Annotated in this window: 17 protein-coding genes; 5 read left to right on the plus strand and 12 right to left on the minus strand. The window is 45.0% G+C overall.

Annotated elements, in window-relative coordinates; genetic code table 11:
* Nucleotides 1-3: 3 nt before the first annotated feature.
* Genes P2W76_RS08430 through P2W76_RS08455 form a run of 6 tightly spaced genes read right to left on the minus strand, consistent with a single transcriptional unit; the run spans nt 4 to nt 4,891 of the window.
* Nucleotides 4-237: a MoaD/ThiS family protein gene (locus P2W76_RS08430; RefSeq protein WP_276347281.1), complete on the minus strand. Its 234-nt coding sequence runs from the start codon at nt 235-237 to the stop codon at nt 4-6.
* Nucleotides 237-968, minus strand: a complete 732-nt coding sequence (locus P2W76_RS08435; RefSeq protein ID WP_276347283.1) for a sulfite exporter TauE/SafE family protein — start codon at nt 966-968, stop codon at nt 237-239. Before P2W76_RS08435 ends, P2W76_RS08430 begins: the two co-directional genes overlap by 1 nt.
* A gap of 1 nt (nt 969) precedes the next feature.
* The gene (gene glp / locus P2W76_RS08440) at nt 970-2,163 is read right to left on the minus strand and encodes a gephyrin-like molybdotransferase Glp (protein WP_276347284.1); all 1,194 of its coding nucleotides are present in this window, start codon (nt 2,161-2,163) and stop codon (nt 970-972) included.
* Between the two features lie 3 nt (nt 2,164-2,166).
* The gene (gene moaA / locus P2W76_RS08445; protein ID WP_276347285.1) at nt 2,167-3,147 is read right to left on the minus strand and encodes a GTP 3',8-cyclase MoaA; all 981 of its coding nucleotides are present in this window, start codon (nt 3,145-3,147) and stop codon (nt 2,167-2,169) included.
* A gap of 13 nt (nt 3,148-3,160) precedes the next feature.
* Nucleotides 3,161-3,766 carry a nucleotidyltransferase family protein gene (locus P2W76_RS08450; RefSeq protein WP_276347287.1) on the minus strand — a complete coding sequence of 202 codons (606 nt, stop codon included), beginning with the start codon at nt 3,764-3,766 and terminating at the stop codon, nt 3,161-3,163.
* A gap of 9 nt (nt 3,767-3,775) precedes the next feature.
* The gene (locus P2W76_RS08455; protein WP_276347288.1) at nt 3,776-4,891 is read right to left on the minus strand and encodes an XdhC family protein; all 1,116 of its coding nucleotides are present in this window, start codon (nt 4,889-4,891) and stop codon (nt 3,776-3,778) included.
* 139 nt (nt 4,892-5,030) lie between these two features.
* Here P2W76_RS08455 and P2W76_RS08460 point away from each other — a divergent pair, with 139 nt between their 5' ends.
* Nucleotides 5,031-5,492 (plus strand): YciI family protein, encoded by a 462-nt coding sequence (locus tag P2W76_RS08460; protein ID WP_276347289.1) that lies wholly within the window; start codon nt 5,031-5,033, stop codon nt 5,490-5,492.
* A gap of 66 nt (nt 5,493-5,558) precedes the next feature.
* On the opposite strand, the gene P2W76_RS08465 is transcribed toward P2W76_RS08460, so the two are convergent.
* Entirely contained in the window at nt 5,559-6,650 is a 1,092-nt protein-coding gene (locus P2W76_RS08465) for a PAS domain-containing sensor histidine kinase (RefSeq protein WP_276347290.1), read from the minus strand.
* 165 nt (nt 6,651-6,815) lie between these two features.
* Between P2W76_RS08465 and P2W76_RS08470 the strand changes: the two genes are divergently transcribed.
* Both P2W76_RS08470 and P2W76_RS08475 read left to right on the plus strand, forming a co-directional pair.
* Nucleotides 6,816-7,301, plus strand: a complete 486-nt coding sequence (locus P2W76_RS08470) for a CHRD domain-containing protein (RefSeq protein WP_276347292.1) — start codon at nt 6,816-6,818, stop codon at nt 7,299-7,301.
* Nucleotides 7,302-7,408: 107 nt separating this feature from the next.
* Nucleotides 7,409-8,224 carry a hypothetical protein gene (locus P2W76_RS08475; RefSeq protein ID WP_276347293.1) on the plus strand — a complete coding sequence of 272 codons (816 nt, stop codon included), beginning with the start codon at nt 7,409-7,411 and terminating at the stop codon, nt 8,222-8,224.
* Nucleotides 8,225-8,235: 11 nt separating this feature from the next.
* Here the strand turns inward: P2W76_RS08475 and P2W76_RS08480 are convergent, their stop codons facing one another.
* Nucleotides 8,236-8,718, minus strand: a complete 483-nt coding sequence (locus P2W76_RS08480) for a DUF6265 family protein (protein ID WP_276347294.1) — start codon at nt 8,716-8,718, stop codon at nt 8,236-8,238.
* A 196-nt stretch (nt 8,719-8,914) separates the two neighbouring features.
* Complete coding sequence (locus P2W76_RS08485; protein WP_276347295.1) at nt 8,915-9,277, minus strand: DUF2116 family Zn-ribbon domain-containing protein; 363 nt, start codon at nt 9,275-9,277, stop codon at nt 8,915-8,917.
* A 166-nt stretch (nt 9,278-9,443) separates the two neighbouring features.
* On the opposite strand from P2W76_RS08485, the gene P2W76_RS08490 reads away from it, so the two are divergent.
* A complete protein-coding gene (locus P2W76_RS08490) occupies nt 9,444-9,779 on the plus strand; it encodes a single-stranded DNA-binding protein (RefSeq protein WP_276347296.1) in 336 nt (111 codons plus the stop codon).
* Between the two features lie 69 nt (nt 9,780-9,848).
* Here the strand turns inward: P2W76_RS08490 and P2W76_RS08495 are convergent, their stop codons facing one another.
* Genes P2W76_RS08495 through P2W76_RS08505 form a run of 3 tightly spaced genes read right to left on the minus strand, consistent with a single transcriptional unit; the run spans nt 9,849 to nt 12,810 of the window.
* A complete protein-coding gene (locus tag P2W76_RS08495; protein ID WP_276347297.1) occupies nt 9,849-10,322 on the minus strand; it encodes a hypothetical protein in 474 nt (157 codons plus the stop codon).
* 3 nt (nt 10,323-10,325) lie between these two features.
* Nucleotides 10,326-11,030: an SDR family oxidoreductase gene (locus P2W76_RS08500; protein WP_276347299.1), complete on the minus strand. Its 705-nt coding sequence runs from the start codon at nt 11,028-11,030 to the stop codon at nt 10,326-10,328.
* 4 nt (nt 11,031-11,034) lie between these two features.
* On the minus strand, nt 11,035-12,810 hold the full coding sequence (locus P2W76_RS08505) for an aromatic amino acid hydroxylase (protein WP_276347300.1): 1,776 nt from the start codon (nt 12,808-12,810) through the stop codon (nt 11,035-11,037).
* Nucleotides 12,811-12,926: 116 nt separating this feature from the next.
* On the opposite strand from P2W76_RS08505, the gene P2W76_RS08510 reads away from it, so the two are divergent.
* Nucleotides 12,927-13,889, plus strand: a complete 963-nt coding sequence (locus P2W76_RS08510; RefSeq protein ID WP_276347302.1) for an NAD-dependent epimerase/dehydratase family protein — start codon at nt 12,927-12,929, stop codon at nt 13,887-13,889.

The following is a 13,889-nucleotide window of genomic DNA, read 5'->3' on the forward strand; positions in this document are numbered from 1 at the left end:
ATTCTATCCTCCGGAAAAGGGTGGAAGCAGAGCCACAGTGCTATTGTCAGGCAGTTGGGTTTCCTGACTGATAACCTTCTTATCGAGAGCGACCACATATTTAGCAGTTGCGAGTTCAGGATATTTTCCGGTAAGAGATTCAATAAGTTCATTGCTCGTAGAAACATCAGTCACCAAAAGCTCCGAAAGACCCGTAATGTCCGTCAGTTGTCCGAATATTAAAACCTTAACCTGCATTATGTAAAGATAAGCTTCCAGCCGGCCATCATCAGAACAACCGCCAGGGTGTTTTTTAAAATATTTTGGTTGAACTTCAAGGCACCGAGGTAAGCTCCGCACAAGCCTCCGGCAAAGGCAACGCTCACATAACCGAGCATATCGGGACTGAAGTTAATTCCTTTGGTGAGCTGCCCGGCCAATCCCGATAATGAGTTCACAAAAATAAACAGCGCGCTGATCGCTGCTGTCTGCTTTTGGTTTGTCCATCTCAGCAGCAGGAGTATTGGTGATAGTATAATTCCGCCGCCTATGCCGATCAGCCCGGATAAAAAGCCAATAAGAGATCCGATGAGCACTGACAGGAATATATTGCTCTTTCTTAATTCGCTATCAGGAATATTTGCGAAGAACAAAAACCGGATGACGGGAATAAAGAGCAAGGAACCGAGTATCTTCTTATAAACAGAGGCTTCCATTATAACCAATCCGCCAAGAAATGCCAATGGAATGGACGCTAATGCCAATGGCATGAATATCTTCCATTTGAAATGCTCCCCCCGGTAGAACTGGATAAAGGAGGTCAGCGAAACAAATAGATTCAGGATCAGTGCTGTAGGCTTCATTACCTCCGGGCTGAAGGCATAGATTGCCATTAAAGCCAGATAGCCGCTTGCTCCGCCATGTCCGACCGACGAGTACAACATTGCAACAATGAACAGAAGGCAATAAAATAAATAGATGCTTTCCATATTATTCCGGTAACATGTGGATTTCTACCAGTTCATTTTCCGTATAATCTGTCCGGTATTCCTCAAGTATTATCAGGCAGTTTGCTTTGGCAAATGAGCTTAGCCGGAAGGATTCCTGGGCTTTCAGGTCGCTCACAGTTTTTCCATCATAATGTCCTTTTAGAAACTGGGTAAGTCCGGCAGGTTTCTTTAATGCCATATTTAATGGAACTTTCCGGCTTTCCAAAGCAGTTTCGCGCTTGCTCATCCGGCCCAGGCAGGGCAGTACGTACTCATAGAAGCAGCTTAATACGGACGCCGGGTTGCCGGGCAGCCCGAATACGATCTTTTCGTCTCTCTTTCCGAAGAATAGTGGTTTCCCGGGCTTCTGCCGTATTTTGTGAAATACCTGGTCCACTCCGTTCGCTTCTGCCGCCCGGATCACGAAGTCGTAATCGCCTACACTTACTCCACCAGTCAATAAGACAACATCGCTTTTTTCCAGGGCATACGCCAGAACTGCTGTAAGCTTTAGCAAGGTATCTTCGACAACAAGAAAGTCGATCTCAGCGACAGTTTGAATCAGGGCGGCTTTTAGGGTAAAAGAGTTGGACTCGTAAACCTGGCCATACTGTAGCGGTTCTCCAGGTACCTGCAGCTCGTTGCCGGTCAGGATAACGGTTATAGACGGTTTGGGGTACACGCTGACTTCGCTTACTCCGACGCCAGCAAGATAGCCCAGCGCAGCGGGTGTAAGAAAGCTTCCTGCTTCCATAGCCAGTGCGCCTGCTTTTATCTCTATTCCCTTTGGGCGGAAGTTTAAGCCTTCTGCCAGGTTTTCGTCTTCAACTATCAGCTTTCCTGCATCTACGCGGGTCCTTTCCTGCATTACAACCGTATCTGCACCCTCCGGAACGGGCGCCCCGGTAAATATCCGCACCGCCTGCCCTGGCTCAAGAGGTGCTAGTTGTCGCGAGCCGGCAGCAGCCTCACCTTTGAGGTCAAGCTTGCCAAATTGTTTCCAATGGCTGTAATTCAAGGCGTAGCCGTCCATTGACGACTGGTTGAAAGGCGGTACATCGGTTTTAGAAAAGACATCTTCGGAAAGGACGTGACCGCCGGCATCTATCAGCGGCACGATAACCGGATTGAGCAGCCCGGTGTATTTATCTATTAAGTTCTTAGCTTCTGAAACTGAGATAAATTCTCCCCCCATGGCTTATCCCCCAATGCTGATCATGCTTCTATTGTGAAGGTCATCAGCGTCTATTTTTTCAAAATCTTTGGTGAATTGCCCGCCAAGTTCCTTTGCCTTGGAATGTATGCTTTCCAGGATCAGCGGGAGTACATCCTGTTTGTTTCTCAGCGCGGAAAGAAGGTCTGTTTCTTTATCGGAGAACAGGCAGTTCTTCATTTTTCCATCTGCTGTCAGGCGCATGCGGTTGCATCCGCTGCAGAAAGGGGAGCTCATTGTGCTGATGACAGAGAAACTTCCCTTGTGCCCTTCAATCCTGTATTTTTTATCAGTATCGTGAACGCCGTCGTGCAAACGCAGGGGAGTATACTGAGTTTCTATCTGTTCCAGCATATCCTTCCAAGTAAATACCTGGTTGCTCGTCCAGCGATTTCCATCAAAGGGCATAAATTCGATGAACCTCACCTGCAACGGCAGGTCTTTAGTCCAGGCGATGAAGTCGTTGATCTCGCCGTCGTTCAATCCTTTCATTACCACAACATTTATCTTCACGATGATATTGCAGCTCAGCATCAAATGGATATTATCCATCACTTTCGCAAAACCATCACGGCGGGTAATGATGTTGAATTTGTCGGCGTCCAGGGTATCGAGGCTGATGTTGACAGATCTTACTTTTGCTTTTGTAAGAACATCTGCAAAATCGTGAAGGCGGGTTGCGTTTGTCGTAAGCGTGAGATCGACAGGAAGGCGTGACAAGCGGGTTATAATATCTGCAGCATCTTTTCTGACAAGTGGTTCACCGCCGGTAAGACGGATCTTATTTACCCCATTCTCTACAAATATTTTTGCGAGCGACTCAATTTCATCCGGCTGCATTAACCTTGCTGCCGGCGTAAATTCATAGTTCTCTTCCGGCATACAGTAAAAGCAGCGAAGGTTGCAGTTATCTGTAAGAGATATCCGCAGGTAATTATGAGCTCTGTTGAATGAATCAATAAGCATGTATAAAGTTAAGTTATTTAGGCAATTTCTGGTAGTCCTCGCTTGTATCTATGTCGATACCGCCTTTGTCAAAAGAAACGAAGAATGACTGGCTTTGATATTTCTCGAATAACTTTTTAGCTCCGCTGTCTCCTGTAAGCTCCAAAAGATCGGGAAAGAGGCTGGAGTGGAAAAGGGCAGGAGTACCGTACGCCCCGTCATAGCTGCATCCTATAATAGTTTTCCCCGTCGTCTTTTGCGCGTCAATTAATTTTTGCAGGATAGTTGAGTCGGCGAAGGGTTGGTCGCAAACCATAAGTATTACACCATCTGCAGCGGGGTAGGTGCTGTTTAATGCCTTTAAGCCGGTTTTAATAGACGAGGCAATGCCGCTTTCCCATTTCGGGTTTTCGACGACGGATCCTTCCTGGAGTTCGATATGATTCAGGATAAGTTCTTTATTGGCTCCCAGTACCACGATGAGCTGCTGCGGGTGGACTTGCCTGGCGCTGTCTATAGCATGCTGTAAAAGCATTTTGCCCTTGTAAGCCAGAAGCTGCTTCGCTTGCCCGAGTCGTGAAGATCTGCCCGCAGCGAGGATGATTACCGAATAGTTCTTTACATTATAAGACAATTTCATGGGTGGTCTTTAAGTCCTGGGATGGATAGGGGTATCCCTGAATTTCAGGAAAGCTCCGTTTCGTTTTGCGAAGGCAGCTTTGACTCCCGCAGCCATGGAAAGAGCAATCTCCTCGGGAGTCACCGCACCGATATCCAGGCCAACGGGAGCATGGATACGATCCATATCAGCCTGGCTTATTGCAGAACCTTCTTCTTCAAGTTCCCTCCAGATCCTTTCTGAACGCACTCTTGGACCCAGCATTCCAATGAAAGAAGCAGAAGTCGCCAATACCCTGGAAAGGTTTTTTTTGTCGGTTTTATAATCGTGCGACATCAGGACGACTGCTGTATGCTCATCAATGGTGAGATCGGAAAGGCCTGCGGGCGCTACAATGACATCCGTATGAGCCAGCACCAGGGGGTTGATCTTCATCACATCACCGCAGACGCTTACGCGCCAATCCAATTCCTTTAACAGCCGGCTCATGGGATAAATATCATATTGGTGCCCCATTAAAACAATATGAATTTCCGGAGGCAAGATCTCTATAAAGAGCTCAAGTCTTCTATCAGCACTTTTAAATTGGGCCGGGGCAGACTTTGCTTCCGACATCTGGAGGTGGATGCGATCATTGATCTCTCGTGCGAGGTCATCAGAAAAGAGCTTACTCAGATTATCAGGCCCGGTATACCTGATCACGTCGCCGCGTTGGATGTGATTCCATTTGCCTTCAACGTTGGTTATCGTAATCAGAGTATGGGTGTCCCTGCCGTTTGCTGTACAGCTCTTCAATGTCTCCACAGGATTATTCGCATCATTCAGATCAAGCGGAGTGAAGAGGACATCAATAATGCCGTTGCAGCCGAGGCCTACACCGATCTGATGAGGGTCGTCTTCCGTGGTGTCGTAGGTTATTAAGGTTGGCCTGGAACTGTTTATAGCCAGACGCGCCCGTTTGAGGGCATCTCCTTCAAGACAGCCGCCGCTGATGCCCCCGGTCCATGAACCATTATCAAGCACCAGCATTCTCGCCCCTGTGCGTCTGTATGAAGAGCCTTCAACCCGTACCACGGTGGCTAATGCCGCATGGATTCCTGGTTCTATCGCTTCGTAAGCTTTGATAATTGCTTTTATCTCTTTCATTGAGGGAATACCTTTTTTCGTCTGGTAACAGGCGGAATAAAATTAACAGAAAAACTTCTTGTATTATTTTATTACCAACATTGATACATGTGAAACTTGGAAAGGTATTTTGCAAATTCGTTAAGCCAATATAAACCGAATGAAAAGATTAATCCTAATAGCGGCAGTTCTTACCTGCGTCCTAACTGCGAATGCGCAATCAGACAATTTTAAATTTGACCAGGCGTTGGCAACCAAGCTCGGCGCTGACGACTATGGTATGAAAAGGTACGTGCTCGTAATGCTTAAAACGGGTACGGCGGGTATTACCGACAAAAAGGTGGTTGACAGTCTTTTTAGGGGGCATTTCAGTAATATGCAGAAACTTACTGGCGAAGGAAAGCTTGTGGTAGCTGGTCCGATAGGGAAAAACGACAAGAACTACCGTGGTATTTTTATACTGAACGTACCTAAGGTGGAAGAGGCCCGGGCGCTTGTGGATACAGATCCTGCGGTAAAGGCCGGAATGCTGGATGCGGATTTGTTCCCCTGGTATGGTTCTGCTGCTTTGTCTGAATATTTACCGTACCACGACAAGGTGCAAAAAAGGAAAACCTTCTGAGAAGCTACAAAGTTCGCCGATAAATTATGGATTCGTCACAACAGTGACAATGAAATGAGTGCGGGCTTACCATGATGATTTGAAAGTAATTATGAATTTGGCGCCTTCATTGATACCGCTAACTACCTCAATGGTGCCTTTTAAATTCGTTACATGATTATAGACGAGGTATAAGCCTATGCCTTTACTATCTATATGATCATGGAATTTTTGGTTGAGGCCAAAGATCCTCTCGCTGACGCGCTCCATATCAAAGCCCATCCCATTATCACTTATTATCAACTGTTTTTTATCGTTGTTGATTGCCGTTATTATTGAAATGGCCGGTGTTATTCCCGGCTGTGCATATTTAATGGAGTTCGTGATCAGGTTGAGAAAGATACTTTCCATATATGCCCGGTTGAATTTGATTTCGCCAAATGCAGAGAAATCGGATGTTATTTCGGCATTTGACACCTGGATAAGCGATTTTATCGACGTAAGTACCGATTGAAGGCTCTCGTTAAGTTGTACAGTTTCCACTGTTACAGGAAGCTTATCTTTTTGGATAAGTGTGTCAACTGAGTTGTTCAGGACTTCGCTTAAATTTTCTGCTGTAGCCCTCAGAACCGCCATATATTCTCTTGTCTCTTCGTCAAATATCTTAGCAGGATCCAGCAAACTGAACAGGGAAAGTAGATTGTTTACCGGCGCCCTGAGATCGTGAGACGTGGTATAACTGAGTTGCTTCAGTTCTTTATTGATATTGGTGAGATTGGCGAGGTGCAGATTTCTTTCTTCTTCCAGTTTCTTTTTTGCGGTAACATTCTTAGCGATGGCGTATACTAACTCATCTTTTGGGGATGGCATTGATGTCCATGCGAGCCAGACGATCTCGCCACTTTTGGTTTGATAGCGGTTCTCGAAGTTAAGCAGTGGATTAGAGCTGAGAACAATCTCCCTTGATGCCTTGGTAATAATTTTGTCTTCGTCGTACACAAAGGTACTGATCGGCTGGGATAAAAGTTCCTCATTGGTATAGCCGAGGAGCTTAGACACGGCTGGATTTATACGCCGAAAATAGCCGTCAAAACCAGCTATGCAAAGCAGATCCGGCGATAACTCAAAAAAGTGCTCAAACTTATATAATGGGTCTTGGCTATGATCGGTATCGCTCATCTGTCATTTGGTAAAATGCACTATAAAGTAAATGAAAAGTTACTGATTTCTCAAAATCTTTAAAGCTCAACTTGAGCAATTAAATAAAGATGATAAAAAGATGGAAGCAACCCTTTGCCATACGCTGACGTAGTCTCTATAACTAACACTAATCAAACTAATTTTATGAAAGCTATTTTGAAAAGCCAATTGTTTTCGCTGATTGCGATAGGCGCAATTCTGCTTGTTTCGTTTTCCGGTTGTAAGAAGGATGACGATGAGGAAGTGGATCCGATGAAACGGGTGACAGTTACTCTTAGCGGAGCCCAGGAAGTACCAGCTGTTACATCTTCAGGGACAGGTTCTGCTAAATTGGTGTTCGACCCGGTGCTGAAAACCATTAATTATAATATGACCTGGACCCTCGGTTCTGCCTCGGCTACCACAACCAATATGCACTTTCATGGTGCAGAGGATGGTTCCCCGACAAAGAGTTCTGGAGTTATAATTGGGATTACTGGATTTACCACAGCTAACACGGGAACAATTTCGGGAACTACCAGGGTGTTAACAGATGTCGAAGTGGCACAGTTACTCGCCGGTAAATGGTACCTCAATATTCACAGTTCAACCGTACCGGCGGGCGAACTAAGAGGGAACATCAATTTCTAATTAACGCAAGCTCATAAGGGTTAATCAATTAAACAGGTGGGATTATGATCCTGCCTGTTTAGTTTTTGTATTGGTTCGCCAGGATTCACATTTAATCCCTCTTCGCATTGATCAGTACCTTCAAGATTGCTTGCTGTAGTTTTCTTATCGCTGTGTCAACAGGTTCAAGTAGCCAGGAGCTATTTGTAACTACGGAGCCTGCAAGTAATATGCCGAAGAACTCCATACGCGTCAGGCTGACCAACGAAGGCGTTAACGAATCAGACCTTAAGAGCCGCAACAGCCTGGGAGTGATGTATGGGCTCAGCAGCGATCTGATGATAAACGCGAATGCTTATATGGCCGACTTCTATCAGAGAAAGCAGCGAATCAGCGGTTATTCTTTCTATGCCAAATACCGTTTCCTTAATGTTGACAATGTGCAAAAGCATTTCAGGGGCGCTGTCTTTGGCCAATATACAACTGTTAAATTTCCGATCGTGCATGATGAGATCAATCTCGCGGGCGAAAATAATGGTTTGCAGGGTGGAGTTGTGTTCACTCAACTGATGCATAAGTTAGCTCTTTCCGGCTCAGTTTCTTATACACAGTCGCTCGATAAGTTTGCTCCCGGCCACGAGATGATGCACGACAATGCTCATAACAGCTTCGTTTACACACTCTCTTCTGGCTACCTTTTGTTCCCGAGGGAGTATAAAAACTATAAGCAGCTGAACACAAATCTATATCTTGAGTTCATGGGTGATTCTCATACCGGATCCGGCAGAAACTTTATGGATGCTTCCCCTTCGCTGCAATTCATAATAGGTAGTAAACTCAGGCTCGACCTTTCGAAGCGGGTTCAGCTATGGGGAAATATGGAAAGGAGATTTAAGAATTTGTATTTAGCAAGAATAGAATACAATTTGTTCAACGTCTTTTAGGCCCTGCAGCTTTAATAGACCCTTTTCATACCAAATCTCTGCTTCCGCGTCTTGCCATTACTAGTTCCGGAAACTTCAGCGTACAAAGAATCTGCCGTGATCCTGGTGTAAGAAACTACCTGTGGAAAATCATGTGCGAGATTTTCAAACACCAGTTGCGTTGCGGTATTTGTTTTTAGTGGAAATATGACCGGCTTGTCATTATTCTGGCCTTTAACTGTCGGGATATAATGCAGCACATTGTTCCTTTCTATCAGTTGGATGGTCTCAAATACAAGTGTGTCCTTATCTTTAATCATGTAGCTTTTCCCGGAAAATTCCGCATTGCTGATTTTTTTCCAGGTCTCATACAGGTTTCCTCTGGCCATTTTGGTTTCCCAGGTCCCCACCAGCCAGTCGGGCCTTCCGTTTTGCAGGTGCGGTAGCGCTACGAAGCCGCTTAGCAGGTATGCCGTTATAGCGGCAAGTACAAGGGTCTTGATCGGGCGAATCATTAGGTATAAAATGGGTATATTAAGATAGCGATAAAAACTGATATAGAAGATCTATTCGTTCGATATGCCCGACAGCATGTGCTTGAGAATGGGTCTGCATTTCTCTCGGCAGCAAGGGTAAAACCTCCTGTGCTGCCATTGTTCTGATTTTGGAGACATGCCCCACCAGAATACCGGCTGTCATGTAATTGTAATTCTAGCTAAGTGGTTTTCTGTGTTTTTTTACTACCAAAAATACTTCCCCATCCAACCTCATATATCCGTAGTCGTAACAAAAATAGTAAGTATTACCAGTCTGAGTATTGTAAAGATGTGTATGATAATTTAGATCAAAGCCATTTCGGAGTAAGTCCTCTCTTTTTAATTTGATCTTATCCCGGGTACACAGCCGGGATAAAATAGAGTGGTTTTTGCGAAGTATCGCATTTACCGGTCGCAGGGCAGAGGCAGCGCCTGCTTTGCGATGATTGTTGTAATTACTGCGGCAATGATCATCGCAGAATTTCTTATCAGTTCTGCCTCGCAGTGCGGTACCACAGTCTAAACACGGACGTTCCATAGGGTAAATATTTAGACTGAATTTAACACTCGGCGTTTAGAAACGGATATAGCCGTGTATATCCGTTTAGTTTCCGGTAAATTTTTCTTCTACTGCGCATCTTTGACTTGTTGCTGGACGATGGCTGACCAGTATTCTATAATGGATATTTTAAATTTTTTAACAAATGAGTAACTTAAGAAACAGTGTGCGCCTGATTGGATTTCTCGGCGCTGATCCGGAGATTAAAATAATCGGAGAAAAGAAAAAACTTGCTAAACTGACTATTGCCACAAATGATTCGTACAAGAACGACAAGGGTGAGAAAGTAGAGGAAACGCAGTGGCATAATCTGGTGATGTGGGACGGGCTTGCAGTTATCGCAGAGAAATACCTGCACAAAGGCTCTGAAGTAACTGTCGAGGGTAAGTTAACGAGCCGTTCCTATACCGATAAGGAAGGAGTTAAAAAGTATTTCACCGAAATCGTGGTGAATGAGGTACTCATGCTTGGCAAAAAGTAGGAGTAGATTTAGATGGGAGGGCAGGAGCCAGTCTCCTGTCCTTTTTATTTGGGACTGAGCCTCACGTTACTAAAACTTGAAATCCTCTCTGGTATAAATTCCGGGCCGCGCGTGATCGCCTTCCTTAAAACTGAATTCAACGACAGCTATTCCTGCTATCTCTGTTAGCGAATAGGTGGCCTCGGCAAGGTATGCCTCGGCACCCCCGCTTCCGGACTGTTGCGTAAGGTATGTGGCGTCGGCGATACTAACAAAGGCCTTGTCTCCCTCCTGCTTGTTCCAGCTTAGGATGATTTGGGGGTATTTTAAATTTAAAGCATCGACCATATCTTCGGGCTGCAGGTTGTTTGTATCTGCATTGGGATCTCTTCGGATCTCCATAACCTGTGTACTGTCATTCATTTGCACACTCCATGGAAGTACAAGTGATTTTTCGTGGTCCAGGTTTACAGGTTCTTCTTTTAGGTCTATTGTTTTTGTGGGTTCACCCTGGCAGGATAAAATAAACAGTGCGACAATACTTAAATATATGAGGTTTTTCATTTTTTAAGGGTTAGTGTGTGCCACAGGGATGATCTTGCCATTAAAGAATTTATGTCCGGTCAGTGCAAAATCAGCGATATACTTTCCCATTTCGAATGCCATGACCGGCGACTGGTAATCGGGGAAAGCCTTCTCCAGCATTTCTGTCTGTGCTGAACCCAGAGCGAGGCAATTGACGCTGATCTCCCGATCAGCTAGTTCTCTGGCCAGGCATTCTGTCAATACGTGCAAGGCGCCCTTGCTTGCAGAGTATGCGGACAAGCCAGGAAATTTATGGCTTCCGGGGAAACCTCCCATACTTCCTATATTAACAATATGGCTTTTAGGTGGCATTAAAGGCACCATGTTTTGGATCATCTTTACATGGCCCAACAGGTTATTCTGAAGCATCTCGGCAAAATCGAGCTGCGAGATCTCCATAAAAGGCTTGTTAATCAGAGAACCAGCGTTGTTGATCAGAACATCAACCGTACCCATTCGCTCTTTGATGAATGGAACAAGTCCTGTTTCGTAATCATCATGCGCGATATCGAATTTGGCGCTATAGAGGAAACACTCAGGATTAAGTGCAAGGGCAATTTCCTGCAGTTTACTTAGTTTATCTTCAGATCGTGCCAGCGCAACGACTTTATTTGAACTGAATCCGGTGAGCTCCAATACTGCTTCAAAGCCGACACCGCTACTTGCACCTGTAATTACAATATTCATTTTACTAATTTGTTAATTGCCTTACCGGATTTTTGATCAGGTAAAAACCGTCACGGATCAATTTATTCAGCCCGGGCTCACTCTCGGCTTTCATTTCCAGGTATATTCTGATATCGCGGGCAATATCAGGAAAGATGTTTTCATGGACGAGGATCTCCAGGATTTCCATTGAGCAGAGCCAATCTCTACGGAAGTTCTTTTGCAGGGTCTCCCAAACGGTTACTAATTTTTCATATAACCGATGATGTTCCCGGCAATCCCGTACAATAGCGAAAAGTTCATGATATTTCTTCGTTGGGCCGTCGTATTCCGGATGAAAGGTACTTGTCTTTGAAACAGGCGCTGCCTGTTCGAAAGAATCCTTATCCGCGGCGCCGCAATAAACAGATATTACTTTTTCGCCGACAGCCATGTCATAAGCTCCCCACTCTGGCTTGAAGAATATATTTCCGGCTTCGTCGCTGACTGTACATTCGGAAAAGCTAATCAAAATAACCTTATCGTTCTCTTTGGTCACCGACTGCACAATTCCTTTTAGGGTCAAACCGCTTTCAAAAGAGAGGTAAGCCTCCTTGTTTTCTATTAGTCCGAGGTTTTCCAGTTCGTTTTCAGTTGCATCTTCCAGAGGCTTATTGAAATTCTTAAGTCTTCCAACCGGTGATGAGAAGCCTTCGGCATGATAATTCTTACCGTGACCGGCTAACTCTTTGTCGTGATAAGCCAATGCGCTGGGTCCGCTGGTTTTTATGAACTGAAGCTCGTCGTCAGAGCCCATGCCCATATCAGTGAATATCCCTGTGACCTGCAGTCCCGAACTATATACCGCTGTGCAGACATTTCTGCATTCGATAGCTTTAAGTACGCTTTCAGAGCCGCCTCGTCTGAATGCCATCGTGTCTGCAAATCGTTCCAATACATCAATGAGATTCTGAAAATTGGGGGTGACAAAAAGCTGGGGCTGCGGTTTGGTTATATCAAAAGGATAGTTGAGTGCATCGATTGTGTACCAGATCTTTGTGACCTTCGGATCCATACAGCTTGTACTTTCTCCGATAGACGAAAGTAAACCTGCACCATAAATTTTAGGATCGTCGATGGTGCCGATAAGGCCGTACTCAACAGTCCACCAATGCAGACGGCTGAGCAAAGCCATCTCCGATGGTTCGCCAATATTCTTCTGACAAAAATTAACTTTCTTTTCAGCTTTCCTTAGATCTGCCGGATCAGCATCGTGCATCTCCTTGAGTATAGAGAGTTGCCTGATAGCCTCGTATAATTCAAAGTCTTTCGATGAGAACATCGCTTTGGCGCCAATTGATCCGAAATAGCTCAAATACTCGTGGTAATCTTTGTCGGCAATTATCGGTGCATGGCCGGCAGATTCATGAATAATATCCGGAGCGGGAGTATATTCAATATGATGCAACTGACGGATATCGGCAGCTATTACCAGAACCCGGTACGATTGGTACTCCATAAACGCAGAAGGCGGAATAAATCCATCGACAGTTACCGCGCCCCATCCTATTTTCTTCAGGGCATTGTTCATGTCCTGCAGGTCGGGAATCTTTTCAATGGTCAGGCCCGCGGCTTCAAGTCCGGGAATATAAGGGTAGTATGCTATGTCTTTCAGGTAGCTATAATTTTGACGCATCACATATCGCCACACAGCATGGTCAACTGGTGTATAGTGTGCATACTGCTGTTCAACTATAAACTGACGCAGATGATTCGGTAATTTTCTTACCTGTGGATTGCCAAAATCATTAAAGCTTGTCATTGTATTGGTTGTAGAGTACCCGGTATAAAGTTAAGGTTTTTTAAGCCTCTTGTTTTGCCCCAGGCATTTTTGGCCTATAACGTGGATAATTTTGTACTTTTGACGATAACATTGCTATGAAAAAGCGAATTCTTATAACTGGCGCTGCGGGTTTTATCGGAAGCAACCTGATACATAAGTTGTTGAAGACTGGCTGCTATTGTGTCATTGGTTTGGATAACTTTGATGCTTTTTATCCGCGTGCCGCAAAGGAACAAAATATAGCCCCCTTTGCTGAGGATAAGAACTTTCGATTTTATGAGGGGGATATCAGAAATCGTGCCGATCTGGATGCATTGGATGATATAGATGTGATCGTACATCTTGCAGCAAAGGCTGGAGTACGGCCGAGCATTAAAGATCCCATCCTTTATCAGGATGTTAACGTTGGCGGCACACAAAATCTTTTAGAATTCGCCCGCAGGCGGGGCATTAAGCAGTTTGTTTTCGCATCGTCCAGTAGTGTTTATGGAATTAACGCTCATGTTCCCTGGTCGGAGGATGATAAATTAATGCCGATCAGTCCATACGCGTCCACCAAGTTGTCCTGTGAAATGCTTGGCCACGTTTATAGTCATTTGTATGGGATCAGGTTTCTGGCTCTGAGGTTCTTTACGGTTTACGGGCCTGGACAGAGACCGGATCTTGCTATTCACAAATTCTTCAGGGCAATTAGCAGTGGTCAGCCTATCCCGGTATTTGGCGACGGTTCCACGAGCCGCGACTATACCTATGTTGAGGATACTGTAAGGGGTATTGAAGCGGCCATCTTGTATGAATCATCCGATTTCGAGGTAATTAACCTGGGCAATCATCGTACGATTACGTTAGAAGGACTTATTGAAGCTATAGAAGAGTCATGTGGTAAAAAAGCGATAATTGACCGGCAGCCCGAACAACCAGGCGATGTGCCGCAGACGTATGCTGATATTGCTAAAGCCAGGAAGATTTTACAATATAGTCCCTCAACCGATCTTAAGACCGGCCTTGACAATTTCTACTCGTGGTACAGGCAAACCCAAGAACAAGATCCATTGTAG

Origin of the sequence: Daejeonella sp. JGW-45, from assembly GCF_029360805.1 — a bacterium.
In the GTDB taxonomy this organism is placed as follows: domain Bacteria; phylum Bacteroidota; class Bacteroidia; order Sphingobacteriales; family Sphingobacteriaceae; genus Daejeonella.